Genomic DNA, 26,148 nt, shown 5'->3' with positions numbered 1-26,148 from the left:
GAGCCATGATCAAACTCTTCAATTTAAGTTTGATGCTCGTGAATTAAACTTCGTAATGAATTACGTATGTTCACTCAGAGACTTGGTATTCATTTTTCGTCCAAGGACGTTAAGAATCCATGTCACTTTGAGTGCCCACACAGATTGTCTGATAAATTGTTAAAGAGCAGTTGCGACGCGGCTTTCAGCTCACCGTTGCGAGGTCCCGTATAATACGTTTTCCTCATTCAGAGTCAAGCGCTTATTTCGCTTTTCCCTGTCGGTTTTCAGCGTCGTATTTCACTGCTGAAACCCTGCTGACCCGGCGGCTTGTTTGCCGTTGTTCCGTGTCAGTGGAGGCGCATTATAGGGAGTAATTCTGAAGTGACAAGCATAAATTCAAAAAAACAATTCAAGCGCTCACTTTTCAACCAAACCATCGTTTGGACTTTAATTCTTGCCTGGTTTTTAAACAAAAACGAGCCCTGAGGGCCCGTTTTTGTCGTTTTGTGACTTACTGCACTGCCACGATACGGTCGTCTTTCACCACCAGCTCGACGGTTTTCCCCGGAACCAGCTCGCCAGAGAGGATTTGCTGAGCTAACGGGTTCTCTATCTGTTGCTGGATAGCACGTTTCAATGGACGCGCGCCGTATACCGGGTCATAGCCATTTTCGCTGAGCAGCTTCAGCGCCTCATCGGACATATGCACTTCATAGCCGCGTTCTTCCAGACGTTTATACAAACGCTGCAGTTGGATCTGCGCAATAGAAGCAATATGTTTTTCACCCAACGGATGGAAGACCACCACTTCATCAATACGGTTGATAAACTCCGGACGGAAGCGCTGGCTAACCACGCCAAGCACCAGATCCTTCATATGACCGTAGTCCAGATCGCCGAAACGTTCCTGAATCAGATCGGAACCGAGGTTAGAGGTCATGATGACAACCGTATTACGGAAGTCGACCGTTCTCCCCTGCCCGTCGGTCAAGCGACCATCGTCAAGCACCTGCAGCAGAATGTTAAATACATCCGGATGCGCTTTTTCCACTTCATCCAGCAGGATGACGGAATAAGGACGACGACGGACCGCTTCGGTCAGATATCCGCCCTCTTCGTAACCCACGTATCCCGGAGGCGCACCGACCAGACGCGAGACGGAGTGTTTCTCCATAAATTCGGACATATCGATACGCACCATCGCGTCGTCGCTGTCGAACATGAAGTTAGCCAGCGTTTTGCAAAGCTCGGTTTTACCCACCCCGGTCGGGCCGAGGAACAGGAACGAACCAATAGGCCGGTTCGGGTCAGACAACCCGGCGCGGCTACGGCGAATGGCGTTGGATACCGCTTCAACCGCTTCATCCTGGCCAATGACGCGATGATGTAGATCCTGCTCCATACGCAGCAGTTTCTCACGCTCGCTTTCCATCATGCGCGCCACCGGAATGCCGGTCCAACGCGCCAGCACTTCGGCAATCTCGGCATCGGTTACTTTGTTACGTAACAGGCGCATCGTTTTGCCTTCAGACTGGGTGGCTGCCGCCAGCTGTTTTTCCAGCTCCGGAATTTTACCGTATTGCAGTTCGGACATCCGCGCGAGGTCGCCAAGACGTCGTGCTTGTTCGATGGCAATTTTGGCTTGTTCCAGCTCAGCTTTAATAGTCTGCGTACCGGAGAGCGATGCTTTTTCCGCTTTCCACTCTTCTTCCAGCACCGAATACTGACTTTCTTTGTCCGCCAGCTCTTCATTAAGCATATCGAGACGCTTCAGGCTCGCTTCATCCGCCTCTTTCTTCAGCGCCTGCTGTTCCAGCTTCAACTGGATGATACGGCGATCGAGACGGTCCAGCTCTTCCGGCTTCGAGTCTATCTGCATACGGATGCTGGAGGCCGCTTCATCGATAAGGTCGATGGCTTTATCCGGCAACTGACGGTCAGCAATATAGCGATGCGACAGGGTCGCCGCCGCCACGATGGCCGGGTCAGTGATCTGCACGTGGTGGTGCAGTTCATAACGTTCTTTCAGACCGCGCAGAATCGCGATGGTATCTTCTACCGTCGGCTCGGCAACGAACACTTTCTGGAAACGACGTTCCAGCGCGGCGTCTTTTTCAATGTACTGGCGGTATTCATCAAGAGTGGTGGCGCCGACGCAGTGCAGTTCACCGCGCGCCAGGGCCGGCTTCAGCATGTTGCCGGCATCCATCGCGCCGTCGGCTTTACCCGCGCCGACCATGGTGTGCAGCTCATCGATAAACAGGATAACGTTGCCTTCCTGTTTCGCCAGATCGTTCAGCACGCCTTTCAGACGCTCTTCGAATTCACCGCGATATTTCGCCCCGGCCACCAGCGCGCCCATATCCAGCGCCAACACCCGACGGCCTTTCAGCCCTTCTGGTACTTCGCCGTTGACGATACGCTGCGCCAGTCCTTCGACGATTGCTGTTTTACCCACCCCAGGCTCACCAATCAGCACCGGGTTGTTTTTAGTACGGCGCTGAAGTACCTGGATGGTACGACGGATCTCTTCATCACGGCCGATCACCGGGTCCAGCTTGCCTTGTTCGGCCCGTTCGGTCAGATCGACGGTAAATTTTTTCAATGCCTGACGTTGGTCTTCGGCACCCTGATCGTTCACGCTTTCACCTCCGCGCATTTGTTCAATCGCCTGAGTCACATTGGCGGTTGTTGCTCCGGCAGATTTCAGCAGGTCGGTCAGCGTACCGCGTGATTCAAGCGCCGCCAGAACAAACAGTTCTGACGAAATAAAGTTATCCTTTCTCTTTTGCGCCAGCTTGTCGCAAAGATTGAGAATACGCACCAGATCCTGAGACGGCTGCACGTCGCCGCCGGTACCTTCTACCTGCGGTAAACGGCTCAGCGCCTGTTCAATTTGGCTACGTAACGCCACGGCGTTAACACCCGCCGAGGTTAATAAAGGATGTACCGATCCCCCTTCCTGATTCAGCAAGGCGCTCATTAGATGAAGTGGTTCGATGAATTGGTTGTCGTGCCCGAGTGCTAGCGACTGGGCATCGGCAAGAGCAAGCTGGAATTTATTAGTAAGACGATCCAGACGCATAACTCCTCCCATAAACAGGTCAAATTTGCTACTGGAGATTAAATGAGGTCATCCCTCAATTATTCAAGGTTAAAGACCTGAACTATGTGAAAAATAAGTTTGCCTTCTGGATCGTCTTGATTCTCTAGGTTATATCAGCCAAATGAAACTTGCCATACGACCTGTGGTCTTGTCGCGACGATAAGAGAAAAAATCATCCTTTTCACTTAGAGTGCAACGATCGCCGCCGAAAATCTGCTCAACGCCGACGTTAGCCAGACGCTGACGAGCCAATTGATAGATATTAGCAAAATATTTTTCACCGGCAGGACGGAAGGCGCTCTCCGCCTGGGCATCTTTGGCGATGAAAGCCTCGCGTACTTCCGCACCGACTTCAAACGCCTCTGGGCCAATTGCCGGACCAAGCCAGGCCAGAATATTTTCCGGTTTATCTTTAAAGCAGGCGACCGTTTCTTCCAGTACGCCTTCACATAAGCCGCGCCATCCGGCGTGCGCCGCCGCTACCTCGGTTCCGGCGCGGTTACAGAACAGCACCGGCAGGCAGTCCGCGGTCATCACCGCACAAACGGTACCCGGCCTATTACAGTATGACGCATCGGCGCGTTTTGACACGTACGGCCCGCCATCCAATTTTAGTACCGTGGTGCCATGCACCTGCTCCAGCCACACCGGATAAGAGGGTAATCCGCCAGCGGCAAACATCCGCCGGCGGTTTTCTTCGACATGCAGGAGATCGTCGCCGCAATGGGCGCCAAGGTTCAACGAGTCATACGGAGGCAGGCTCACGCCGCCCAAACGAGTAGAACTACAGGCCGCTACGCCTTTCGGCATAGGCCACTGCGGAACAATCAGCTTTGTCATAGCCAGTCAATATCGTCCTTATGGGCTTCAAAATCGGCGCGCATGGCGTCGATCAGTTCCACCATATCCTGCGGGATCGGCGCGTGCCATTCCATCTCAATGCCGGTTATTGGGTGATACAAACGCAGCATGGTCGCGTGCAATGCCTGGCGATCGAATTTGCGCAGCGCGTTGATGAACTCGTCCGATGCCCCTTTCGGCGGACGCGGGCGGCCGCCGTAAACCTGATCGCCCACCAGAGGATGGGTGATATGCGCCATATGGACGCGAATCTGGTGGGTACGGCCGGTTTCCAGACGCAGGCGCAAACGGGTGTGGATACGGAAATGCTCCATAATGCGGTAATGGGTCACCGCCGGTTTACCCATCGGGTGAACCGCCATATGCGTACGCTTGGTTGGGTGACGGCTGATTGGTTCTTCAACCGTACCGCCAGCGGTCATATGGCCGATGGCCACCGCTTCATACTCGCGGGTAATTTCGCGCAGCTGCAGCGACTCGACCAGACGCGTTTGCGCCGGAATAGTCTTCGCCACGACCATCAGGCCGGTGGTGTCTTTATCCAGACGGTGAACAATACCCGCGCGAGGGACATCGGCAATGGGCGGATAGTAATGCAGCAGCGCATTCAGCACAGTACCGTCAGGGTTGCCCGCACCGGGGTGCACAACCAAATCACGTGGTTTGTTGATGACCAGGATGTCGTCATCTTCATAGACGATATTGAGCGGAATATCCTGCGGTTCAAAACGCACGTCTTCCTCGATCTCAACATCGATAGAGACGGCCTCGCCGCCAAAAACTTTTTCTTTCGGCTTGTCGATGACGTTGCCGTTTACCAGCACGCGCTGGTCAAGGATCCATTCTTTTATCCGCGAACGTGAATAATCCGGGAACAATTCGGCCAAAGCCTGATCTAAGCGTTGACCGAGTTGATTTTCGGACACCGTTGCGGTGAGTTGTACTCGTTGTGCCATATACAGCTTCTTCGTTTAACGTTGGGTTTTACGGCTTTGCCGTTTAATATAGTGTGCTATTGTAGCTGGTCTTAATCGGGAGCAGGAACAGAGATTCTCCCGCATAAACATTTTGAGGAAGTCAAAACGTCATGACGCGCATGAAATACCTGGTGGCAGCAGCCACACTGAGCCTGGCTTTGGTGGGTTGCTCTGGCTCAAAGGAGGAGGTGCCTGATAATCCGCCGAATGAAATTTACGCGACCGCCCAGCAAAAGTTGCAGGACGGTAACTGGAAACAGGCAATAACGCAACTGGAAGCGTTGGATAATCGCTATCCATTTGGTCCTTACTCCCAACAGGTACAGCTGGACCTGATTTATGCGTATTACAAAAATGCCGATTTGCCGCTGGCTCAAGCCGCAATCGATCGTTTCGCTCGTCTGAATCCTACGCATCCAAACATTGATTACGTCATCTATATGCGCGGCCTGACTAACATGGCCCTTGATGACAGCGCCCTGCAGGGCTTCTTCGGCGTCGATCGTTCCGACCGCGACCCGCAGCACGCTCGCGACGCATTCAATGATTTCTCGAAGCTGGTTCGCGGTTATCCGAACAGCCAGTACGCCACTGACGCCTACAAGCGTCTGGTGTTCCTGAAAGACCGTCTGGCGAAGTATGAGCTATCGGTGGTGGATTATTACACCGACCGCGGCGCCTGGGTTGCCGTCGTGAACCGCGTTGACGGTATGCTGCGTAACTACCCGGATACGCAGGCCACTCGCGATGCGCTGCCGAAGATGGAAAACGCCTATCGTCAGATGCAAATGAACGCGCAGGCTGACAAAGTCGCCAAAATCATCGCCGCCAACGGCAAAAACACCTGAGGGTGATAGCAGAAAGCAAAACGGCAGCCCCTGGCTGCCGTTTTTTTATTCAATGAACACCAGCGCTGAAGCGGTTTAGCGCCGAGTTAACTCATCAAATATGGCCCCCTTTCTTCATTTCGACAAGTAAAATCTCATCCGTTCCTGTCCTGTCTCACAAAATGAATTCGTTGACAAAAAGTGACATTTAAATGTGATTTAGATCACACATTTTGACATTGGGCGAGGTATGCTGGGTTCACCAAGACGGGAAAGACAAGAGGTAAAATTTATGACAATGAACATTACCAGTAAACAAATGGAAATTACTCCGGCAATCCGCCAGCATGTCGCAGACCGTCTCGCCAAACTGGATAAGTGGCAAACTCATTTAATCAACCCGCACATCATTCTCTCTAAGGAGCCGCAGGGTTTTATTGCTGACGCAACCATCAATACGCCGAACGGTCATCTGGTTGCCAGCGCGCGTCATGAAGACATGTACGCCGCCATTAACGAATTGATCAACAAGCTGGAACGGCAGCTGAATAAAGTGCAACACAAAGGGGAAGCCCGCCGCGCCGCCACATCGGTGAAAGAGGCAGGCTTTGTGGAAGAAGAAGAGTAATCCTTAACTTAAGTTGTGTCATGCCACGCGCCTTCGGGCGCGTTTTTCGTTTTTTAATTGACAGGATGAAAACAGTACAGGTACTGTAATCCACACTAACCTAAGGAATTCATCGTGAAACGACTCCCGTTCTTCTTCGCATTCTTTTTTACCTTCCCCTGACTGGGAGGCGGTTCGTCGTATAAGAAAGAATGCGAAGACGAATAACAAGGCCTCCCACGCGGGAGGCCTTTTTTATTGATAACAAGAAAGGCAACACAATCATGACCGAGGAAAACCCATTACTGGCCCTGCGCGACAAAATAAGCGCCCTGGATGAAAAACTGCTCGCGCTGCTGGCTGAACGCCGCGGCCTGGCGGTGGAAGTCGGGAAAGCGAAGCTGGAATCGCACCGTCCGGTACGCGATATCGACCGCGAACGCGACCTGCTGGAGCGTTTAATGACGCTTGGCAAAAAGCACCATCTGGACGCCCACTACATTACCCGCCTGTTCCAGCTGATTATTGAAGACTCCGTTCTTACCCAGCAGGCGCTTCTGCAGCAGCATCTTAATAAGATTAACCCCCACTCCGCGCGAATCGCCTTCCTGGGGCCTAAAGGCTCGTACTCACATCTTGCCGCGCGCCAGTACGCCGCGCGTCATTTTGAGCAATTTATCGAAAGCGGCTGCGCGAAATTCGCCGATATCTTTGAGCAGGTCGAAACCGGTCAGGCCGATTACGCCGTCGTGCCGATTGAAAACACCAGCTCCGGCGGGATCAACGATGTGTACGATCTGCTGCAGCATACCAGTCTGTCGATCGTCGGCGAACTGACGCTGCCAATCGATCACTGTGTGCTCGTTTCCTCCTCAACGGACGCCGATAAGATCAAGACCGTCTATAGCCATCCGCAGCCGTTCCAGCAGTGCAGCCAGTATTTAAGCCGCTATCCGCACTGGAAAATCGAGTACACCGAGAGCACCTCGGCGGCGATGGAAAAGGTCGCGCAAGCAAAATCCCCCACCGTTGCCGCGCTGGGTAGCGAGGCCGGCGGCGCGCTGTACGGGCTGCAGGTGCTGGAGCACTGCCAGGCTAACCAGACGCAAAACATCACTCGTTTCCTGGTACTGGCGCGTAAAGCGGTGAACGTATCCGATCAGGTGCCGGCGAAAACGACGCTGTTAATCGCCACCGGCCAACAGGCAGGCGCGCTGGTTGAAGCGCTACTGGTGCTGCGTAACCACAACCTGATCATGAGCAAGCTGGAATCGCGGCCAATCCACGGTAACCCGTGGGAAGAGATGTTTTATCTGGATATTCAGGCCAACCTGGAATCCCTTCCGCTACGTAAGGCTTTAAAAGAGCTGGCCGAAATTACCCGTTCGATGAAAGTACTGGGCTGTTACCCAAGCGAAAACGTCGTGCCGGTCGACCCGGCTTAACGTTCAATAAATTGCCGTTTCTTCATCCCTGCCACCGCAACCGGCAGGGTGAAGATGGCGCCGGAAAGCGGATATTGCGCCACTTCGTCGGCGTCCATATTTTCCCGAGTGGTAGTGATATAGAGCGTTTTCATGTCCGCGCCGCCGAAACACACCATCGTGGGGCAACGCACCGGCACGCGATACTCTTCCAGTTGTTCTCCGTTCGGCGAAAAGCGGGCAATCCGCCAGCCGTCAAACATCGCGCTCCAGTAACAGCCTTCTTCATCAACCGCCGCACCGTCAGGGATCCCCTCTCCCGGATGGAAACGACGAAATACTTCCCGTATGCCCGGCTCGCCCTGCTCATCCAGCGGCGTGCGGTAAATCACCGCGTTCGGCGTATCGGAGGTATACATCCAGCGCTTATCGTCGCTAAACGCCAGACCATTAGCACCATGAATATCGCACTGCACCACCTTTGGCGTCAGGTCATTATCAATCCGTACCAGCAGCGCGCCGTTGTAATCCCCCGGCCCCCAGAAGGTGCCTGCGTAAAAACGGCCATCCCGGTCGGTGCCGCCGTCGTTAAAACGCGCCAGATCCGGGTTACTTGGGTTATCACAGATTTTGCGTTGCAGCAGACCACGGGCATCACAAAGCCAGATACCGCTACGTAATGCGACGATAAAACCGCCCTTCTCGCGCAGAGCAAAGCAGCCCACTTCTTCGGGAAATTGCAGAACCTGGTGTTCTTTACTGCGTGTATCGTAGCGGTGAATTTCGCACTCCAGAATATCCGCCCAGTACAGTGCCTGTTCGGCATCGCTCCAGGTTGGGCATTCCGGCAGGTGCCCGACGTAATCAAACAGCGGTTGCGGTTGAGCCATCTTTTCATCCCTATAAAAAAAGCCAGCGGGTTACCCCTCTGGCTTTATTGTATACACGTTTAGCGGACTTACTGTCGATTATCATTCGCCTGACGCAGCAGCGTGCGGCTTTCGCTCTGGAAGCGCTGGGCGTAATCGCCAAACCAGTGTTCGACTTTACGAAAGCTGTCGATAAACGCCTGTTTATCGCCCAGCTCCAGCAGGCCAATCGCTTCGCCGAAACGCTGGTAGTAGCGCTTAATCAACGCCAGATTATTTTCTGACGACATAATGATATCGGCATACAGCTGCGGATCCTGGGCAAACAGACGCCCCACCATCGCCAGCTCCAGCCGATAAATCGGCGAAGAGAGCGCCAATAGTTGCTCAAGACGAACGTTCTCTTCGGCCAGATGCAGACCATAGGCGAAAGTGGCAAAGTGACGCAACGCCTGAATAAACGCCATGTTCTGATCGTGCTCAACGGCGCTGATGCGGTGCAGTCGCGCGCCCCAGACCTGAATCTGTTCAAGGAACCACTGATACGCTTCCGGCTGACGCCCGTCGCAGTACACCACCACCTGTTTCGCCAGGCTGCCGCTATCCGGACCGAACATCGGGTGTAATCCCAATACCGGGCCGTTATGCGCCGCCAGCATCGCCTGCAGCGGCTCGGCTTTGATGGAAGCCAGATCGACCAGAATGCAATCCGCCGGCAGCGGCGGCAGACGCGAAATCGTCTCTGCTGTGGTATGGATCGGAACGCTGACGATAACCATCCCGGCATCGGCGACAATCTCTGTCGCCCGCGGCCAGTCTTCTTTTTCCAGCACCCGCACCTGATAACCTGACAGCGTCAGCATCTTCTCAAACAGACGCCCCATCTGCCCGCCGCCGCCAACAATAACCACCGGGCGCAGATTCGGATGCAGCGTTTTGAAGCCTTTGTCGTTTTCACTTGAATACGATTCGCGCATCACCCGGCGCAGGACATCCTCGATAAGATCCGGCGGCACGCCGAGCGCCGCCGCCTCTTCCCGGCGGGAAGCCAGCATCGCGGCTTCGCGTTCCGGTACGTAAATGGGCAGGCCATATTTACTCTTAACCTCGCCAACTTCCGCCACCAGCTCCAGGCGCTTTGCCAGCAAATCAAGCAGCGCCTTATCAACTTCATCAATTTGATCGCGCAATGCGGTCAGTTCAGCAACCATACAATCCTCTTAACCCAGACGTGCCGCCAGATGTCCGCGCAGATCGCAATCGAGCTCGCGCAGCAGTGCATCGGTAGTTTCCCAGCTGATGCAGGCATCGGTGACGGATACGCCGTACTTCATATCGCAACGGGGCTGCTCAGAAGACTGATTGCCTTCGTGGATATTGCTCTCAATCATCAGGCCAATGATGGAACGGTTGCCATCTTTGATCTGCGCGACGACGGATTCCGCAACCGCCGGCTGACGACGGTAGTCTTTATTGGAATTACCATGACTGCAATCTATCATCAGCGACGGTTTCAGTCCCGCCTGCGCCATCTCTTTTTCGCACTTCTCAACGTCTTCCGGGCCGTAGTTAGGCGCTTTGCCGCCGCGCAGAATGACGTGACCATCCGGATTCCCCTGGGTCTGCAGCAGACAAACCTGGCCGGCCTGGTTGATACCGACGAAGCGGTGCGGCATCGCGGCGGCACGCATGGCGTTGATCGCCGTCGCCAGGCTGCCATCGGTACCGTTTTTAAAACCAACCGGCATCGACAGACCGGATGCCATTTCACGGTGAGTCTGCGATTCGGTGGTACGCGCGCCGATGGCGGACCAGCTGAACAGATCGCCAAGGTACTGCGGGCTATTAGGATCGAGCGCTTCTGTCGCCAGCGGCAGGCCCATATTGACCAAATCAACCAGCAGACGACGCGCGATCTTGAGACCGCCTTCAACATCAAACGAGCCATCCATGTGCGGATCGTTAATCAGCCCTTTCCAGCCAACGGTGGTACGTGGCTTTTCAAAATAGACGCGCATCACCAGGTAGAGGCTATCGCTGACCTCTGCGGCAAGGGCTTTAAATCGACGAGCATATTCGATAGCAGCTTCCGGATCGTGGATTGAGCAAGGACCGCAGACCACCAACAGACGCGGATCGCGGCCGGCAATAATGTTGGAAATAGTCTGGCGGGAATGCGCGATCTGCGCTTCCTGCTCCACGGTTAACGGGAATTCGGCTTTCAGCTGATCCGGGGTAATCAGAACTTGTTCATCGGTAATATGTACGTTATTCAGCGCGTCTTTTTGCATGATGGCGATCCTGTATAGCTCGTTTGCGATAGTTGTTGCCTCAGCGGGCATGACGTAACCATACCATATAAAGTAAAGATATCAATCCATATTACGTAAACATTAATTTACACCAGCAAAATAATTGACATTGGATTAGCAGAAAAGTGTTCACATAAATGTACACATAACGAAAGACTCTTTTTGCCGCCGCGCTTTACGCATTCCTTTACTAAAATTCCTGGTAAGGATTATCTCAAAGCGGCCGGGGCAGCTAATGACGCTTTTTGCCAATAATGCTATTCTCCGCTCAGGCAACTGCGAACTGCGTTTCCCGTGCAATAACGATTTGACGGACCCGTTAATGAAAGAGTTTTACCGTCTATTTTTGCTTTTCTTTTTGCTCATCGCGGGAGTTCCCGCTTTTGCCGCTGAGACATCTGAGAACGTTCGCGCCATAGTTTCGGGGATTGTGACTTATACGCGCTGGCCAAATTTATCCGGCCCGCCGAAGTTATGCGTTTTTTCCACCTCCCGATATATCCGCAGTTTGGCTCAGGAAGCGCCGGAAAATTTACCTTATCAACCGGTGATAGTTCGAAATTCACAGGAAGCCCTAAAGGCCAGCTGCGACGGTTTGTATTTCGGCAGCGAAACCCCGGATCAGCAGTCTGCATTAACAAAAAAATATGGCTCCCGTCCTCTATTACTCATAGCGGAACAAAATACCGATTGCTCTTTTGGCAGCGCTTTTTGCTTGCTCATAAATGACGATAGGGTGAGGTTTTCCGTTAATCTGGATGTCCTGACGCATAGCGGTGTACGGGTCAATCCGGACGTACTGATGCTTGCCCGGAAGAAATCACATGAATAAGGATTTTTCTCAGGCCCCGCGCCCCACTTTCAAAAACGCGTTACGCCGAATCAGTATGATAAGCGTAGTGATTTCGATGACGCTGGTCTGGCTTTTGCTCAGTGCCGCCTCTGTCATCACTTTAAAACAGTACGCGCAAAAAAATCTTGAGCTCACCGCGGCAACCATGGGCCGCAGTCTCGAAGCGGCGCTGGTTTTTGGCGATGCTACCGCCGCAGAAGATACGCTGGCGACGCTTGGAAGACAGGGACAATTTTCCGAAGCAATGCTGCTGGACAGCCGTCAGCGCCATTTCGCCGATTGGCGTAATGACGCCTTAGTTAAAAACGAAAAATTCAGTGGTTATATTAGTAAATGGCTGTTTCCTGAACCGACCGTCCAGCCAATCTGGCATCAGGGGAAAATAATCGGTGAGCTTCGTCTGAAAGCGCTCGATCGGTTAATCAGTCATTTTCTTGGTACTTCGCTGATCGTGTTGACCGGTAGTATTCTGCTGGCGTCCGTTATCGCCCTGATGCTCACCCATTCTCTGCACCGCGGTATTGTCGCCGCGCTGCAAAGTATTACCGAAGTGGTACATGATATCCGCGAAAACCGCCATTTCTCGCGCCGTGTACCGGAAGAGCGTATTGAGGAATTCCATCTCTTCGCCCAGGACTTCAATAGCCTGCTCGGAGAAATGGAGGATTGGCAGCGTCAACTACAGGCGAAAAATGCGCAACTGCTGCGCAGCTCGTTGCATGATCCACTAACGGGATTGGCGAATCGCGCGGCGTTTCGCAACGTCATCGGGAAGCTGATGGACGATGACGCGGCACGTCATAGTTCGGCGCTGCTGTTTCTTGACGGCGATAATTTCAAACTCATTAACGATAACTGGGGACACGCCGCCGGCGATAAAGTCCTTATTGAGGTCGCCAGCCGCCTGATGGCATTCGTTGGCGACCAACACCAGGCATGGCGCCTGGGCGGCGATGAATTCGCCATTTTATTGCACGATGTGCATACAGAAACCGAAGTCCAGGCGCTTTGCGCAACGCTGTCCGAACAGTTTCTTCAGCCATTCAACCTCCACAATGGCCACACGGCAACGCTCTCTCTAAGTATTGGCTATGCTTTGACCTGGGAACACACCTCGGTGGAGGAGCTGCAGGAACTGGCCGATCAGAATATGTATCGGATGAAAAACCAGCGTTTTCATCACACACAAAAATAAGAAGGAATTACTATGCTCAGGCAATTTATTGCGCCCACTCTTCTGGCTGCATTTCTCCTCACTGGGTGCCAGGCGCCAGGTAAGTTCTCGAAAGAACAGGTCGCGGCAATGAAGTCTTACGGCTTTACCGAAGCCGCCGGTGATTGGTCTTTAGGTTTGTCTGACAGCATTCTGTTTGACAAAAACGACTATCGCCTGCGTCCCGACAGCCAGCAGCAAATCCACAGTATGGCCGCACGGTTAGCTGAAACCGGTATTACCCATAGCCGTCTTGAAGGTCATACCGATAACTACGGCGAAGACAGCTACAACGAAGCGCTGTCATTAAAGCGCGCCAACAGCGTGGCGGATGCCTGGGCTGAAGGCGCGAAGATTCCGCGCAGTAATTTAACCACCCGCGGGTTAGGTAAAAAGTACCCCATCGCCAGCAACGATACCGCGGCAGGCCGTGCTGAAAACCGCCGCGTTACCGTGGTGATCAGCACGCCTTAAGTACGTTAGTCTACCGACTTTGCCAGCCTCATCGCTGAAGCCGCGCGCCAGCGCAGGTAATCAACCACGAGGCACGCCGCGAGGCTGACGCCCATCAACGGCACCGCCAGCCCGAGCAGGAGCGCTATTAACAGCGCAAGCGCCCGGGCGGCGACACTTAACCCCAGCCACGCTTGCACCAACGTTTGTGCAGGATTAAACGCACTCTGCGCCGGACGGCGGATCCACCACAGGCGGTAGCCGACGACGATCATCACACACAGGGCCAACCCGAACGCCACCAACAGCAACTGGTTCGCCACCCCGAACAGTAAACCCATATGAAAATCGACGCCCCAACGGGTCAGCTTAGCCATCAACGGGAAATCGCTAAAGCGGGTACGATCCACGACTTGTAACGTCTCGCCATCGATGGCCACCGCATCGACCCGCGTCGGCCAGCTACGGTCAATTTCATTCACCGTCCACGCCATTCCCGCGCCTTTTGGCGGCCGGATCTCCAGCTTGCTGGCCGTCAGCCCTGCGGCCTGCGCCACCTGTAATACGCTATCGAACCGATCCGCAGTCACTTTCACCTGTGGCTCATCCATTGCCATATGCGCCATGTGGTGCCCGGCGTGCGGATCGGGCGGCATCGCCTCCCCGCCATGAAGTTGCGTATTGACCTGCGGCGTTAGCCAGCCAAACGCGGCGCGCATCTTATCGACGTTACCGCCCGCCCACTGCGACCAGGTTAAGCCGGTGGCGGAAAACAGTAACATTCCAACCAGTAACATCCAGCCCAGCATCACGTGCAGACGGCGGGTATTTTGCAGCCGATTATTTATCCGCCGTTTCGGACGGGTCATCGCCCATAGCGCAATACCGCCCAACGCCGCGACCCACATCCAGGAGGCCGCCAGTTCGCTGTACAGTCTGCCGCCGTCGCCCAGCAGCAATGATTTATGCGCGTAATCAATCCACTGGCGCAGCGGTAAAATACCGCTGGTACCGTAAACCGTCAGATCGCCTTTGACCCGTAGCGTCACCGGGTCAACAAAAATAGCCCGGTTTTCTGATTCCCCCAGCCGCGGGTCGGCAAACATCACCCGCGTCGTTTCGCCGGCGGTAATACCCGGGCGCACGGCCTGCAGTCGGAGATTGTTTTGCGTGGCCTCTTTGGCGACGGCAATTTGCGCGCTAAGCGGCTGTCTTTCGCCGTTGAGCGAGCCCTGTAAGGCGTCATGGTACAGCCAGTTTTCCAGCTGCGGCGTGGCGACATACAGCGTGCCAGTCAAGGCCGCGACAAAGATAAATGGTCCGATAAACAGACCAATATAGAAATGGAGGCGCCGCAGCAGGTTTAACCATGCCGCGCGCGAGGTGCAGGTTGTCATACTCTTCCTTTTTTAAAGCAAAAGAGGTCATTGCGCAGTACGCAGATTCATTTTTATTAAAGGGAAAAAGCAGACAGCCGCGGCGGCGCGCGGGTTTCAGGGTAGAGCCAGGGGAAGTAGCGCCAGTGTTTTAATACCGGGCGAGAAGCCGGCAGGCGAATGCGCCGCAGGATCATAGCGAAGAACAGCGCCAGCGCGAACAGCAGCCCCGGTACGTGCGCTAATAGCACGCAATAGCCGCAGGCTTCGGCGTGATCAACCGGCATGCTATGCGCCGGCTGTGACGCGCTGTCAGCGCCGTGCATCATGGCCATCTCATGCCCGGACATCCCATCATGAGACTCGCCCATCGGCATAGCATGATGCATGCCCGGCATTGCGCTCATGGGATCTTTCTGTAGCGAAATGGAGATCAGCGGCGCCACCACGATCAGCAGGATCGCAAACAGCGCCAGCCAGCCGGCCCGCCGTTGAAATGCTGATTGTGAGAAAATAGTGCCGTTCACCGCCCCTCCGAAATCCGGGCGATATTGTAATTGATTTACATCAAAATAGTTAAAATTTAGATAAAAAAAGGGCCAGCCATCTGGCCAGCCCTTTCTATCAGGATGTCGCGAAAGCGAATCTTAGTTAAGACGCTCTTTGATACGAGCAGACTTACCGGTACGCTCACGCAGGTAGTACAGCTTAGCTTTACGTACAGCACCACGACGTTTAACAGCAATGCTGTCAACTACCGGAGAGTGAGTCTGGAAGACACGCTCAACGCCTTCGCCGTTGGAAATTTTACGAACAGTGAATGCAGAGTGCAGACCGCGGTTACGAATAGCGATAACCACGCCCTCGAATGCCTGCAGACGTTTTTTGGAACCTTCAACAACCCATACTTTCACTTCCACGGTATCACCCGGACGGAAGGAAGGTACGTCCTGCTTCATCTGTTCTTGTTCAAGTTGCTTAATAATGTTGCTCATAATTTAATCTCTTATCCTGGGTAAACTGATATTGGGGGCTCACGCCTGCCCATCATGTTTATGCTGCTGTTGCGCGTGTTCGCTTTTGAACTGCGCCAGCAACTTTGCTTGCTCTTCAGTCAGAGCCAGGTTTTCCAGAAGTTCAGGTCTTCTAAGCCAGGTGCGGCCCAGCGACTGCTTCAGACGCCAGCGACGTATCTCAGCATGGTTTCCCGACAGCAATACTGGCGGTACTTCCATCTCCTCTAACACTTCAGGACGGGTATAGTGCGGGCAATCCAGCAACCCATCAGCAAAGGAATCTTCCGTTGCTGAGGCTTCATGTCCCAGTACTCCCGGAATGAACCGGGAAACGGAGTCAATCAGCGTCATTGCCGGTAACTCACCACCGCTGAGAACGTAATCGCCGATTGACCATTCTTCGTCAATTTCGGTTTGGATTACGCGCTCGTCTATCCCTTCGTAGCGACCACACACCAGAATCAGTTTCTGATTCGTTGCCAGTTCGCTGACGCCCGCTTGATCAAGCTTGCGTCCCTGAGGTGACAGATAAATCACCTTTGCGCCTTCACCTGCCGCGGCTTTTGCTGCATGAATGGCATCCCGTAAGGGTTGAACCATCATTAGCATCCCCGGTCCGCCGCCGTAAGGACGATCGTCCACGGTACGGTGCCGGTCATGAGCGAAGTCGCGAGGACTCCAGCTTTCGATGCTCAGCAGGCCATTTTTTACTGCCCGGCCAGTTACCCCGTAATCGGTAATTGCGCGGAACATTTCAGGAAACAGGCTAATTATGCCAATCCACATAGCGCCGTCTTTTACCGTTTATCCGGAGAATTTAAAAACCAGGATCCCAATCTACTTCGATAGTACGAGTAGCGAGATCGACTTTCTTGATAACCTGCCCATCGAGGAACGGAACCAACCGCTCCTTGATGCCAAATGCATCTTTCAGGTTTGCCTTAATGACGAGAACGTCATTCGACCCGGTTTCCATCATATCAATGACTTTACCCAGGCTATAGCCTTCGGTGGTAACTACCTGGCAGCCCATCAGGTCTTTCCAGTAATAGTCGCCCTCTTCCAGCGCCGGCAGCTGCGATGAATCCACGATAATTTCGCAATTAGTCAGGAGATTCGCCGCATCACGATCGTCAATGCCTTTCAGCTTGATGATGATGTCCTGATTGTGGTGGCGCCAGCTTTCCAGCTCAACAACCTGCCACTGACCCGCCTTCTGGATTAACCAGGGCTGATAGTCAAAAATGCTTTCAGCGTCTTCGGTGGAAGAAAACACTCTGAGCCAACCACGGATACCGTAGGAAGAACCCATTTTGCCCAATACAATCGGATCAACAGGTGCTTGTGCGGTGTGTTGCTTGCTCATCATGACCACCGTGACAGATTAAGCTGCTTTGTTAGCGGCTTTGATCAGCGCGGCAACGCGATCGGAAACAGTAGCGCCCTGGCCAACCCAGTGAGCGATACGATCCAGATCCAGGCGGGTGCCTTCTTCTTTCTCGGTAGCGATCGGGTTGAAGAAGCCAACGCGCTCGATGAAGCGACCGTTGCGTGCATTACGGCTGTCGGTGACAACAACCTGGTAGAACGGACGCTTTTTAGCGCCGTGACGTGCTAAACGAATAGTTACCATAACATCCTCTTGTGTGAATAAAACAACCGGGCCCCATCGAGGAACGGAGCCCGGTGTCATATTAAAAGCCCGAAAATTTTACTGATTTCTGGGAAAAATGCAATCAGCATCTTGGTACTGAGCATTAAACAAGGGATAGAAGGCGTATATCGGTGCAGCTAGTTTAGTTCCGGCGTGCGCGCAGAAAGCGGAGCGTACACGTAGTACGTGAGCATTTCGAGCACACCCCGGAGCTAAAATGGCAAACAAGATAGCCTTATACCCTTGTTTTTAGCGGCCAGGGAATCCTGGCGGCATCATCCCTTTCATCCCGCGCATCATCTTCATCATGCCGCCTTTCGACTTCATCTTCTTCATCATGCGCTGCATGTCGTCGAACTGCTTCAGCAAGCGGTTCACGTCCTGCACCTGCATCCCGCAACCGGCGGCGATACGGCGTTTACGCGAACCTTTGATGATTTCCGGCTTGGCGCGCTCTTTCATCGTCATCGAGTTGATGATCGCTTCCATACGCACCAGCACTTTGTCGTCCATCTGCGCTTTCACGTTATCGGGAATTTGCCCCATGCCCGGCAGTTTGCCCATCAGGCTGGCCATGCCGCCCATGTTTTTCATCTGGCGCAGTTGCTCAAGGAAGTCGGTCAGGTCGAAACCGTCGCCTTTCTTCAGCTTGGATGCCAGCTTCTCGGCCTGCGCGCGGTCAACTTTGCTCTCGATATCTTCGATAAGCGACAGCACGTCGCCCATGCCGAGAATACGGGAAGCGATACGGTCCGGGTGGAACGGCTCCAGCGCTTCGGTTTTCTCGCCGACGCCGAGGAATTTAATCGGCTTGCCGGTGATATGACGAATCGACAGCGCCGCACCGCCGCGGGCGTCGCCGTCCACTTTGGTCAGCACTACGCCGGTCAAAGGCAGCGCTTCGTTAAAGGCCTTCGCGGTATTCGCCGCATCCTGACCGGTCATCGCATCGACGACGAACAGCGTCTCAACCGGATTAATCGCGGCGTGGACCTGTTTGATTTCGTCCATCATCGCTTCATCGACGTGCAGACGGCCGGCGGTATCCACCAGCAGCACGTCGTAGAATTTAAGCTTCGCTTCTTTCAGAGCCGCGTTGACAATATCAACTGGCTTCTGGCCAACGTCGGACGGGAAGAAATCCACGCCGACCTGCTCAGCCAGCGTTTCCAGCTGTTTAATCGCCGCCGGGCGGTATACGTCTGCGGAAACGACCAGCACTTTTTTCTTGTGCTTCTCGCGCAGGAATTTACCCAGCTTACCGACGCTGGTCGTTTTACCCGCACCCTGCAGGCCCGCCATCAGAACGACGGCCGGCGGCTGCGCGGCTAAATCCAGCGTCTGGTTTTCTTCGCCCATCGCCGCAACCAGCTCGTTGCGGACAATCTTGACGAACTCCTGACCTGGCGTCAGGCTTTTATTGACTTCATGGCCTACCGCGCTCTCTTTGACGCGGCTGATGAAATCACGCACCACCGGAAGCGCGACATCGGCCTCCAGCAGCGCCATGCGCACTTCGCGCAGGGTGTCTTTAATGTTGTCTTCGGTAAGGCGTCCGCGGCCGCTAATGTTGCGCAGCGTACGCGACAAACGATCGGTTAAATTATCAAACATTGTCTCTCGCCTGAGGTGGAAACGGTCGGTCGCCGCAGCGACACAAAAATACGAATTTGGCGCAGTATAACACGACATAAACCTGAATGTGCTGCAACGGTTGGAGCAGACGTCGCGTGACGCTATACTGCTTCTCTTTCTTATTTAGTCAACAGTCGACGCTCCTATGCCTGTGTTTGCTCTACTTGCCCTTGTCGCCTACTCCATCAGCCTTGCGCTGATCATCCCTGGCTTGCTGCAAAAAAACAGCAGCTGGCGGCGGATGGCGATTCTCTCCGCGACGATAGCGCTGATTTGCCACGCCTTCGCGCTGGAGTCACGTATTTTCCCCGGCGGCGAAGGTGGGCAAAATCTCAGCTTACTTAACGTCGGCTCGCTGGTCAGCCTGATGATCTGTACGGTGATGACCATCGTCGCCTCGCGTAATCGCGGCTGGCTATTGCTGCCTATCGTATACGCCTTCGCGCTGATCAATCTCGCCTTCGCCACCTTCGTGCCTAACGAGTACATCACCCACCTCGAAACCACCCCGGGGATGTTGGTGCATATCGGCCTGTCGCTCTTTGCCTACGCCACGCTTATCATCGCCGCGCTGTACGCGCTGCAGCTGGCGTGGATTGACTATCAGCTTAAAAATAAAAAGCTGGCTTTCAGCAGCGAAATGCCGCCGCTGATGAGTATTGAGCGTAAAATGTTTCATATCACCCAGGTTGGCGTCGTGCTGCTGACCCTGACGCTGTGCACCGGGTTGTTCTATATGCACAACCTGTTTAATACCGAAAATATTGATAAGGCAGTGCTGTCTATCGTGGCCTGGTTTGTCTATATCGTACTGCTGTGGGGGCACTACCACGAAGGCTGGCGCGGCCGCCGGGTGGTCTGGTTTAACGTCGCCGGAGCCGGGCTGCTGACCCTGGCTTATTTTGGCAGCCGCGTCCTTCAGCAGTTTGTTAGTTAAAGACTAAGGAGTCTCTCCTGGAACACATTTCTACCACCACGCTGATCGTCACGCTGATCATCATGGTGATTATCTCCGCCTATTTCTCCGGTTCCGAAACCGGCATGATGACGCTGAACCGCTATCGGCTGCGCCATATGGCGAAACAAGGCAACCGCCCGGCTAAGCGGGTGGAAAAGCTGCTGCGTAAACCGGATCGCCTCATTAGCCTGGTGCTCATCGGCAACAACCTCGTCAATATCCTGGCCTCGGCGCTGGGGACCATCGTCGGCATGCGTCTGTACGGTGACGCCGGCGTGGCTATCGCCACCGGCGTGCTCACCTTTGTCGTGCTGGTGTTTGCCGAAGTCTTACCTAAAACCATTGCCGCCCTGTACCCGGAAAAGGTCGCCTACCCCAGCAGTTTCCTGTTGGCGCCGCTACAGGTACTGATGATGCCGCTGGTGTGGCTGTTGAACACCATTACCCGCGTACTGATGCGCATGATGGGCATTAAAACCGATCACGTCATTAGCGGCGCATTAAGCAAAGATGAACTACGAACGATTGTGAATGAATCCCGTTCACAAATCTCACGGCGGAATCAGGACATGCTGCTGTCGGTCCTGGATCTGGAAAAGGTCAGCGTTAATGACATCATGGTGCCGCGCAATGAGATCGTCGGTATCGATATCAACGATGACTGGAAATCTATCGTCCGCCAGCTAACCCACTCGCCGCATGGCCGTATCGTGCTGTATCGTGATTCGCTGGACGATGCCATCAGCATGCTGCGCGTCCGTGAAGCCTATCGGCTGATGACGGAAAAGAAAGAGTTCACAAAAGAGATCATGTTGCGAGCGGCAGATGAGATTTACTTTGTGCCGGAAGGTACGCCGCTCAGCACGCAATTGGTGAAATTCCAGCGTAATAAAAAGAAAGTCGGCCTGGTGGTTGATGAATATGGTGATATTCAGGGGCTGGTCACCGTTGAAGATATTCTTGAAGAGATCGTGGGAGATTTCACCACCTCAATGTCGCCGACCCTTGCCGAAGAAGTGACGCCGCTTAATGACGGCTCGGTGATTATTGACGGCGGCGCCAACGTACGGGAAATCAACAAAGCGTTCAACTGGCACCTGCCGGAAGACGACGCGCGTACCGTTAACGGCATTATTCTGGAAGCGCTGGAGGAGATCCCAGTCCCTGGAACCCGCGTACGTATCGAACAGTATGATATCGATATTCTCGACGTACAGGACAATATGATTAAGCAGGTGAAGGTGATGCCGGTGAAATCATTACGCGAAAGCGTGGCGGAATAGCGCAGCCAGCAAAGAACAACGGTGAACTTCGGTTCGCCGTTTTTTATTTAAAGCCAATAAAAACGGCCACCCGCAGGCAGCCGTTACTGGCGAACTAGCGAATTACTTCGCTTTCGCGACGGTTACCATCGCGGCGCGAATAGTACGACCGTTCAGGGTATAACCCTTCTGCATCACGCCCAGCACGTTGCCGGCAGCCACATCGTCAGACTCGACCATCGCGATGGCCTGGTGCACGTTAGGATCCAGCGGTACGTTGGTATCGGCAACCACTTCCACGCCAAACTTACGCACGACGTCCAGCATCGATTTCAGAGTCAGTTCGATCCCTTCAACCATCGGCGCCATATCCGGGTTAGCTTTATCAGCCACTTCCAGCGCGCGATCCAGGCTATCGATAACCGGCAGCAGTTCGTTAACGAACTTCTCCAGGGCGAATTTATGCGCTTTTTCGATATCCTGTTCGGTGCGACGACGCAGGTTGTCTTCTTCCGCTTTTGCGCGCAGCATCACATCACGTTCACGCTTTTGCGCTTCGGCCAGCTGTGCTTCCAGATTCGCAATTTTTTCATCGCGCGGATCCACCTGCTCAGCAGAAACCTCAGGCTCTACCGCCTCTACGTTGTCGTGCTGCTCCGTGATAATTTCTTCCGGGGCTTGCCCCTCAGGCGTTTTCTGTTCTTTACTACTCATGAATTTCTCCGCGTTTTTTTCGCATTCATCTCGCTAACTTCGCTTATTATGGGGATCAGTTTCCGGGATTCAAGGGAAGCAGACAGATTGTCATCATTCATTTAACCCAAGGACATCCAGATCATGAAGAACCATTTCAAGTGTATCGGCATTGTGGGACACCCTCGTCACCCAACCGCCCTGACCACACATGAAATGCTCTGGCGCTGGCTATGCGGCAAAGGCTATGAGGTGCTGGTTGAGCAGCAAATCGCCCATGAACTCCAGCTTAGCAATGTTAAAACCGGCACGCTGGCGGAAATCGGCCAGCAGGCGGATCTGGCGGTGGTGGTCGGCGGCGACGGCAATATGCTCGGCGCGGCGCGTACCCTGGCGCGCTATGACATCAACGTCATCGGCATTAACCGCGGCAATCTTGGTTTTCTTACCGACCTTGACCCGGATAACGCGCTCCAGCAGTTGGCCGACGTACTTGAAGGCCACTATATCGCAGAAAAACGTTTTCTGCTGGAAGCCCAGGTGTGCCAGCATGACTGCCAGAAGCGGATCAGCACGGCTATCAATGAAGTGGTGCTGCACCCGGGTAAAGTCGCGCACATGATTGAGTTCGAGGTCTATATCGATGAAGTGTTCGCCTTCTCCCAGCGCTCCGACGGCCTGATTATCTCCACGCCTACCGGTTCGACGGCCTATTCGCTCTCGGCCGGCGGCCCTATTCTCACGCCTTCTCTGGACGCCATCACCCTGGTACCGATGTTCCCGCATACGCTATCAGCGCGGCCGCTGGTGATTAACGGCGATAGCACCATTCGCCTGCGCTTCTCGCAGCGCTGCAACGATCTGGAAATCAGCTGCGACAGCCAGATTGCGCTACCCATCCAGGACGGCGAAGATGTGCTCATCCGCCGCTGTGATTATCACCTCAATCTGATTCACCCGAAAGACTACAGCTATTTCAATACATTAAGCACTAAGTTGGGCTGGTCGAAAAAATTGTTCTGATTTTACAAGCTGCCTCTTTACTGGATAAAAAACCAGTCTATACTGTACGAAAACACAGTAATGGTTTTTCATACAGGAAGGCAGCTATGTTGGCGCAACTCACCATCAGCAATTTCGCTATCGTTCGTGAACTGGAAATTGATTTTCACAGCGGCATGACCGCCATCACCGGGGAAACCGGCGCCGGGAAATCCATTGCCATCGACGCGCTGGGGCTGTGCCTCGGCGGCCGAGCCGAAGCTGACATGGTGCGCCGCGGCGCCAGCCGTGCCGACCTGTGCGCGCGCTTCGCGCTGAAAGATACCCCTGCCGCCCAGCGCTGGCTGGAAGAGAACCAACTGGAGAGCGGGCGTGAGTGTTTACTTCGTCGCGTGATCAGCGCTGACGGCCGCTCCCGCGGTTTCATCAACGGCACCGCCGTGCCTCTTTCTCAGCTTCGCGAGCTGGGCCAGTTGCTTATCCAGATCCACGGCCAGCATGCCCATCAGTTACTCACCAAAGCCGAACATCAGAAAACCTTGCTTGATGGTTATACCGGTGAGTATGCGCTTACTCAGCGCATGGCGGAACGCTACCGCCAGTGGCACCAGAGCTGCCGGGAGCTGGCGCAGCATCAGCAGCAGAGCCAGGAGCGCGCCGCCCGCGCAGACCTGCTGCAATACCAGCTCAAAGAGCTGAACGAATTTAATCCTCTGCCGGGCGAGTTCGAACAGATTGACGAAGAGTACAAACGTCTGGCCAACAGCGGCCAGTTGCTCAGTACCTGTCAGCATGCGTTAACGGTACTGGCCGACGGCGAAGAGGCCAATTTGCAAAGTCAGCTTTATACCGCTAAACAGCTGGTTAGCGAGCTGGTCGGTATGGATAGCAAACTCTCCAGCGTGCTCGATATGCTGGAAGAAGCCTCTATTCAGCTCAGCGAGGCGACTGATGAGCTGCGCCACTACAATGACCGTCTCGATCTCGACCCTAACCGTCTGTTCGAACTGGAGCAGCGCATTTCGCGGCAGATCGCGCTGGCGCGTAAGCATCAGATTGCGCCGGAAGAGCTGCCGGCGTTCTATCTGGCCATGCTGGATGAGCAGCGTCTGCTGGACGATAGCGCCGGTTCGCTGGAGTCGCTGAGCCAGCTGGTCGTTGAGCATCACCGCCTGGCGCTGGAAACGGCGCAAGAACTGCACGCCCTGCGTCAGCGCAGCGCCGATGAACTCACCCAGTTGATTACTGAAAGTATGCACTCACTTTCTATGCCGCACGGGGTGTTTGCCATTGATGTCGCCTTTGATGAACGCCATCTGACCGCCGAAGGCGCCGACCATATTGAGTTCCGCGTCACCACCAACCCGGGGCAACCTCTGCAGCCGATCGCTAAAGTGGCCTCCGGCGGCGAGCTGTCGCGTATCGCACTGGCTATTCAGGTTATTACCGCTCGTAAAATGGAGACCCCGGCGCTGATTTTCGATGAGGTCGATGTCGGCATCAGCGGCCCGACGGCGGCAGTGGTCGGCAAACTGCTCCGCCAGTTGGGTGAATCCACACAGGTCATGTGCGTGACTCACCTGCCGCAGGTTGCTGGCTGTGGTCACCATCATTTCTTCGTCTGCAAAGAGACCGATGGCGAGATGACCGAGACGCACATGCATGCGCTGGATAAACGCGCCAGACTGCAGGAACTGGCCCGTCTGCTGGGCGGTAGCGAGGTGACCCGCAACACCCTGGCGAACGCGAAAGAGTTGCTTGCGGCGTAAACTTTTTGATTTTCACAGAGTCATAGTGAACAGCAAATTGCCAATAGACCTGCAGTCGAAGGTTCCCAACCGGGCAAAGGTCTATTATTATCGGCATATTACAGATGAGCCACGTATTGCTCGGGCCCAAAAAGGAATCAAATCACTATGCGCTGTAAAACGCTGACTGCTGCCGCAGCGGTTCTCCTTATGTTGACCGCAGGCTGTTCCACTCTGGAACGAGTGGTTTACCGTCCTGATATCAACCAGGGTAACTATCTGGCACCAACCGATGTCGCAAAAATTCGTGTCGGCATGACACAACAGCAGGTTGCTTATGCGCTGGGTACGCCGATGATGTCAGATCCATTTGGTAGCAACACCTGGTTCTACGTTTTCCGCCAGCAGCCGGGCCATGAGAAAGTGACCCAGCAGACCCTGACCTTGACCTTCGACAGCAGCGGTGTGTTAACCAACATTGATAACAAACCGGCGCTGACCAAGTAATCTCAGGCCAGTAGAAATGCAAAAAGCGCTCAATGAGCGCTTTTTTTAATTGTGCATTCCCGCTTATTTCTCAGCGTGCTTTTCAGCCCGCTGCCGACGCAGCTCTTTCGGGTCAGCAATCAGCGGGCGATAAATCTCTACGCGGTCGCCATCATGGACTTCGTCGTGCAGCTTGACCGGACGGCTGTAGATGCCGACTTTATTCTTCGCCAGATCGATATCTTCGCGCAGCGCCAGAATGCCGCTTGAGATAATCGCCTGCTCGACCGTCGCCCCAGCCTGCAGCTTCACGCGTTGCAGGTACTGTTTTTCCGGCAGCGCATAGGCGACTTCAACCACAATATTAGCCGACACGATACACCTCTTTGGCGCGCGTGGTGAACGCCTGCACCATATTGGCGGCCAGCTCTTTAAAGATGCGACCAAAAGCCATTTCAATCAGCTTGTTGGTGAACTCAAAATCGAGATGAAACTCAATTTTACACGCATCCGGGCTGAGCGGAATAAACTTCCAGCCGCCAATCAGCTTTTTGAACGGCCCATCGACCAGGCTCATCAGGATACTCTGGTTATCGGTCAGCGTATTACGCGTCGTGAAAGTCTTGCTGATGCCGGCCTTGGACACATCAACCGCCGCCGTCATTTGCGTCGGCCCGGCCTCCAGCACTCGGCTACCGGTGCAGCCAGGCAGGAAATCGGGATAGGACTTCACATCATTTACGAGTTGATACATCTGTTCCACGCTGAAAGGCACCAGCGCAGTACGGCTAATCTGAGGCATAGCAGGTTCCACATTTAAACACGGGACAAATA

The 26,148-nt window shown here is 54.2% G+C and carries 28 protein-coding genes and 1 other annotated feature; of the genes, 12 read left to right on the top strand and 16 right to left on the bottom strand.

Translation table 11 applies throughout. The features are described from left to right. Window positions 1–493: 493 nt before the first annotated feature. The 3 genes from clpB to rluD all read right to left on the bottom strand — a co-directional run bounded on the left by clpB (window position 494) and on the right by rluD (window position 4,905). Window positions 494–3,067: an ATP-dependent chaperone ClpB gene (gene clpB, locus PGR10_RS13880; protein ID WP_113374581.1), complete on the bottom strand. Its 2,574-nt coding sequence runs from the start codon at window positions 3,065–3,067 to the stop codon at window positions 494–496. Between the two features lie 129 nt (window positions 3,068–3,196). After that, a complete protein-coding gene (gene yfiH / locus PGR10_RS13875; RefSeq protein ID WP_113374582.1) occupies window positions 3,197–3,928 on the bottom strand; it encodes a purine nucleoside phosphorylase YfiH in 732 nt (243 codons plus the stop codon). Continuing rightward, a complete protein-coding gene (gene rluD, locus PGR10_RS13870; protein WP_047077159.1) occupies window positions 3,925–4,905 on the bottom strand; it encodes a 23S rRNA pseudouridine(1911/1915/1917) synthase RluD in 981 nt (326 codons plus the stop codon). Before rluD ends, yfiH begins: the two co-directional genes overlap by 4 nt. A gap of 131 nt (window positions 4,906–5,036) precedes the next feature. On the opposite strand from rluD, the gene bamD reads away from it, so the two are divergent. The 4 genes from bamD to pheA all read left to right on the top strand — a co-directional run bounded on the left by bamD (window position 5,037) and on the right by pheA (window position 7,805). Then, window positions 5,037–5,774 carry an outer membrane protein assembly factor BamD gene (bamD, locus tag PGR10_RS13865; RefSeq protein WP_015370268.1) on the top strand — a complete coding sequence of 246 codons (738 nt, stop codon included), beginning with the start codon at window positions 5,037–5,039 and terminating at the stop codon, window positions 5,772–5,774. Between the two features lie 271 nt (window positions 5,775–6,045). Further along, a complete protein-coding gene (gene raiA / locus PGR10_RS13860) occupies window positions 6,046–6,381 on the top strand; it encodes a ribosome-associated translation inhibitor RaiA (protein WP_002914111.1) in 336 nt (111 codons plus the stop codon). A 113-nt stretch (window positions 6,382–6,494) separates the two neighbouring features. Next, window positions 6,495–6,619: a sequence feature (Phe leader region), on the top strand. After that, complete coding sequence (pheL, locus tag PGR10_RS13855) at window positions 6,496–6,543, top strand: pheA operon leader peptide PheL (protein WP_100279143.1); 48 nt, start codon at window positions 6,496–6,498, stop codon at window positions 6,541–6,543. It overlaps the preceding feature by 48 nt. A gap of 25 nt (window positions 6,620–6,644) precedes the next feature. Beyond that, a complete protein-coding gene (pheA, locus tag PGR10_RS13850) occupies window positions 6,645–7,805 on the top strand; it encodes a bifunctional chorismate mutase/prephenate dehydratase (RefSeq protein ID WP_045378394.1) in 1,161 nt (386 codons plus the stop codon). Here the strand turns inward: pheA and PGR10_RS13845 are convergent. From PGR10_RS13845 to aroF, 3 genes are all read right to left on the bottom strand, one after another. Beyond that, a complete protein-coding gene (locus tag PGR10_RS13845; RefSeq protein ID WP_045366818.1) occupies window positions 7,802–8,674 on the bottom strand; it encodes an SMP-30/gluconolactonase/LRE family protein in 873 nt (290 codons plus the stop codon). The two genes, pheA and PGR10_RS13845, sit on opposite strands and share 4 nt — an antisense overlap. A gap of 68 nt (window positions 8,675–8,742) precedes the next feature. Further along, on the bottom strand, window positions 8,743–9,864 hold the full coding sequence (gene tyrA, locus PGR10_RS13840; RefSeq protein WP_430923638.1) for a bifunctional chorismate mutase/prephenate dehydrogenase: 1,122 nt from the start codon (window positions 9,862–9,864) through the stop codon (window positions 8,743–8,745). Window positions 9,865–9,873: 9 nt separating this feature from the next. After that, a complete protein-coding gene (aroF, locus tag PGR10_RS13835) occupies window positions 9,874–10,944 on the bottom strand; it encodes a 3-deoxy-7-phosphoheptulonate synthase AroF (protein ID WP_213793409.1) in 1,071 nt (356 codons plus the stop codon). Window positions 10,945–11,287: 343 nt separating this feature from the next. On the opposite strand from aroF, the gene PGR10_RS13830 reads away from it, so the two are divergent. The 3 genes from PGR10_RS13830 to PGR10_RS13820 are packed head-to-tail and all read left to right on the top strand — an operon-like array spanning window position 11,288 to window position 13,505. Beyond that, on the top strand, window positions 11,288–11,797 hold the full coding sequence (locus PGR10_RS13830; protein WP_026612240.1) for a YfiR family protein: 510 nt from the start codon (window positions 11,288–11,290) through the stop codon (window positions 11,795–11,797). Beyond that, the gene (gene dgcN / locus PGR10_RS13825; RefSeq protein ID WP_087858625.1) at window positions 11,790–13,013 is read left to right on the top strand and encodes a diguanylate cyclase DgcN; all 1,224 of its coding nucleotides are present in this window, start codon (window positions 11,790–11,792) and stop codon (window positions 13,011–13,013) included. The genes PGR10_RS13830 and dgcN overlap by 8 nt, the downstream gene beginning before the upstream one ends. Before the next feature lie 12 nt (window positions 13,014–13,025). Next, entirely contained in the window at window positions 13,026–13,505 is a 480-nt protein-coding gene (locus PGR10_RS13820; RefSeq protein ID WP_047066771.1) for an OmpA family protein, read from the top strand. 5 nt (window positions 13,506–13,510) lie between these two features. Here the strand turns inward: PGR10_RS13820 and PGR10_RS13815 are convergent, their stop codons facing one another. From PGR10_RS13815 to ffh, 7 genes are all read right to left on the bottom strand, one after another. Beyond that, window positions 13,511–14,881 (bottom strand): PepSY-associated TM helix domain-containing protein, encoded by a 1,371-nt coding sequence (locus PGR10_RS13815; RefSeq protein ID WP_430923637.1) that lies wholly within the window; start codon window positions 14,879–14,881, stop codon window positions 13,511–13,513. Window positions 14,882–14,937: 56 nt separating this feature from the next. After that, window positions 14,938–15,387: a DUF2946 domain-containing protein gene (locus tag PGR10_RS13810; RefSeq protein ID WP_113374586.1), complete on the bottom strand. Its 450-nt coding sequence runs from the start codon at window positions 15,385–15,387 to the stop codon at window positions 14,938–14,940. A gap of 120 nt (window positions 15,388–15,507) precedes the next feature. Then, a complete protein-coding gene (gene rplS, locus PGR10_RS13805; RefSeq protein WP_002914145.1) occupies window positions 15,508–15,855 on the bottom strand; it encodes a 50S ribosomal protein L19 in 348 nt (115 codons plus the stop codon). 39 nt (window positions 15,856–15,894) lie between these two features. After that, on the bottom strand, window positions 15,895–16,662 hold the full coding sequence (trmD, locus tag PGR10_RS13800; RefSeq protein ID WP_008806092.1) for a tRNA (guanosine(37)-N1)-methyltransferase TrmD: 768 nt from the start codon (window positions 16,660–16,662) through the stop codon (window positions 15,895–15,897). Between the two features lie 31 nt (window positions 16,663–16,693). Further along, the gene (gene rimM, locus PGR10_RS13795) at window positions 16,694–17,242 is read right to left on the bottom strand and encodes a ribosome maturation factor RimM (protein ID WP_015703198.1); all 549 of its coding nucleotides are present in this window, start codon (window positions 17,240–17,242) and stop codon (window positions 16,694–16,696) included. An 18-nt stretch (window positions 17,243–17,260) separates the two neighbouring features. After that, the gene (gene rpsP, locus PGR10_RS13790; protein ID WP_015370257.1) at window positions 17,261–17,509 is read right to left on the bottom strand and encodes a 30S ribosomal protein S16; all 249 of its coding nucleotides are present in this window, start codon (window positions 17,507–17,509) and stop codon (window positions 17,261–17,263) included. A gap of 270 nt (window positions 17,510–17,779) precedes the next feature. Beyond that, window positions 17,780–19,144, bottom strand: coding sequence for a signal recognition particle protein (gene ffh / locus PGR10_RS13785; protein WP_020078159.1), 1,365 nt, complete (start codon window positions 19,142–19,144; stop codon window positions 17,780–17,782). 166 nt (window positions 19,145–19,310) lie between these two features. Here ffh and PGR10_RS13780 point away from each other — a divergent pair, with 166 nt between their 5' ends. Both PGR10_RS13780 and PGR10_RS13775 read left to right on the top strand, forming a co-directional pair. Beyond that, window positions 19,311–20,102 carry a cytochrome C assembly family protein gene (locus PGR10_RS13780; protein ID WP_015703199.1) on the top strand — a complete coding sequence of 264 codons (792 nt, stop codon included), beginning with the start codon at window positions 19,311–19,313 and terminating at the stop codon, window positions 20,100–20,102. Between the two features lie 17 nt (window positions 20,103–20,119). Continuing rightward, entirely contained in the window at window positions 20,120–21,406 is a 1,287-nt protein-coding gene (locus tag PGR10_RS13775; RefSeq protein ID WP_026612238.1) for an HlyC/CorC family transporter, read from the top strand. Between the two features lie 102 nt (window positions 21,407–21,508). On the opposite strand, the gene grpE is transcribed toward PGR10_RS13775, so the two are convergent. After that, the gene (gene grpE / locus PGR10_RS13770; protein ID WP_015370253.1) at window positions 21,509–22,099 is read right to left on the bottom strand and encodes a nucleotide exchange factor GrpE; all 591 of its coding nucleotides are present in this window, start codon (window positions 22,097–22,099) and stop codon (window positions 21,509–21,511) included. Between the two features lie 123 nt (window positions 22,100–22,222). Here grpE and nadK point away from each other — a divergent pair, with 123 nt between their 5' ends. The 3 genes from nadK (at window position 22,223) to bamE (ending at window position 25,335) form a co-directional block, all read left to right on the top strand. Continuing rightward, window positions 22,223–23,101, top strand: a complete 879-nt coding sequence (gene nadK, locus PGR10_RS13765) for an NAD(+) kinase (RefSeq protein ID WP_015370252.1) — start codon at window positions 22,223–22,225, stop codon at window positions 23,099–23,101. An 86-nt stretch (window positions 23,102–23,187) separates the two neighbouring features. Next, window positions 23,188–24,849 carry a DNA repair protein RecN gene (gene recN / locus PGR10_RS13760; protein ID WP_430923636.1) on the top strand — a complete coding sequence of 554 codons (1,662 nt, stop codon included), beginning with the start codon at window positions 23,188–23,190 and terminating at the stop codon, window positions 24,847–24,849. Between the two features lie 147 nt (window positions 24,850–24,996). Beyond that, window positions 24,997–25,335, top strand: coding sequence for an outer membrane protein assembly factor BamE (bamE, locus tag PGR10_RS13755; RefSeq protein ID WP_047044418.1), 339 nt, complete (start codon window positions 24,997–24,999; stop codon window positions 25,333–25,335). A gap of 63 nt (window positions 25,336–25,398) precedes the next feature. Here bamE and PGR10_RS13750 read toward each other — a convergent pair whose 3' ends face one another. Together PGR10_RS13750 and PGR10_RS13745 are read right to left on the bottom strand one after the other, a co-directional pair. Beyond that, window positions 25,399–25,689, bottom strand: a complete 291-nt coding sequence (locus PGR10_RS13750) for an RnfH family protein (protein WP_015370249.1) — start codon at window positions 25,687–25,689, stop codon at window positions 25,399–25,401. After that, window positions 25,679–26,116, bottom strand: coding sequence for a type II toxin-antitoxin system RatA family toxin (locus PGR10_RS13745; protein ID WP_015370248.1), 438 nt, complete (start codon window positions 26,114–26,116; stop codon window positions 25,679–25,681). The genes PGR10_RS13750 and PGR10_RS13745 overlap by 11 nt, the downstream gene beginning before the upstream one ends. Window positions 26,117–26,148: the final 32 nt, after the last annotated feature.

The organism is Klebsiella sp. 141198 (genome assembly GCF_050600785.1).
GTDB classification, from domain to species: domain Bacteria; phylum Pseudomonadota; class Gammaproteobacteria; order Enterobacterales; family Enterobacteriaceae; genus Klebsiella; species Klebsiella aerogenes.
This window is presented reverse-complemented; position numbering and strand designations above follow the sequence as displayed.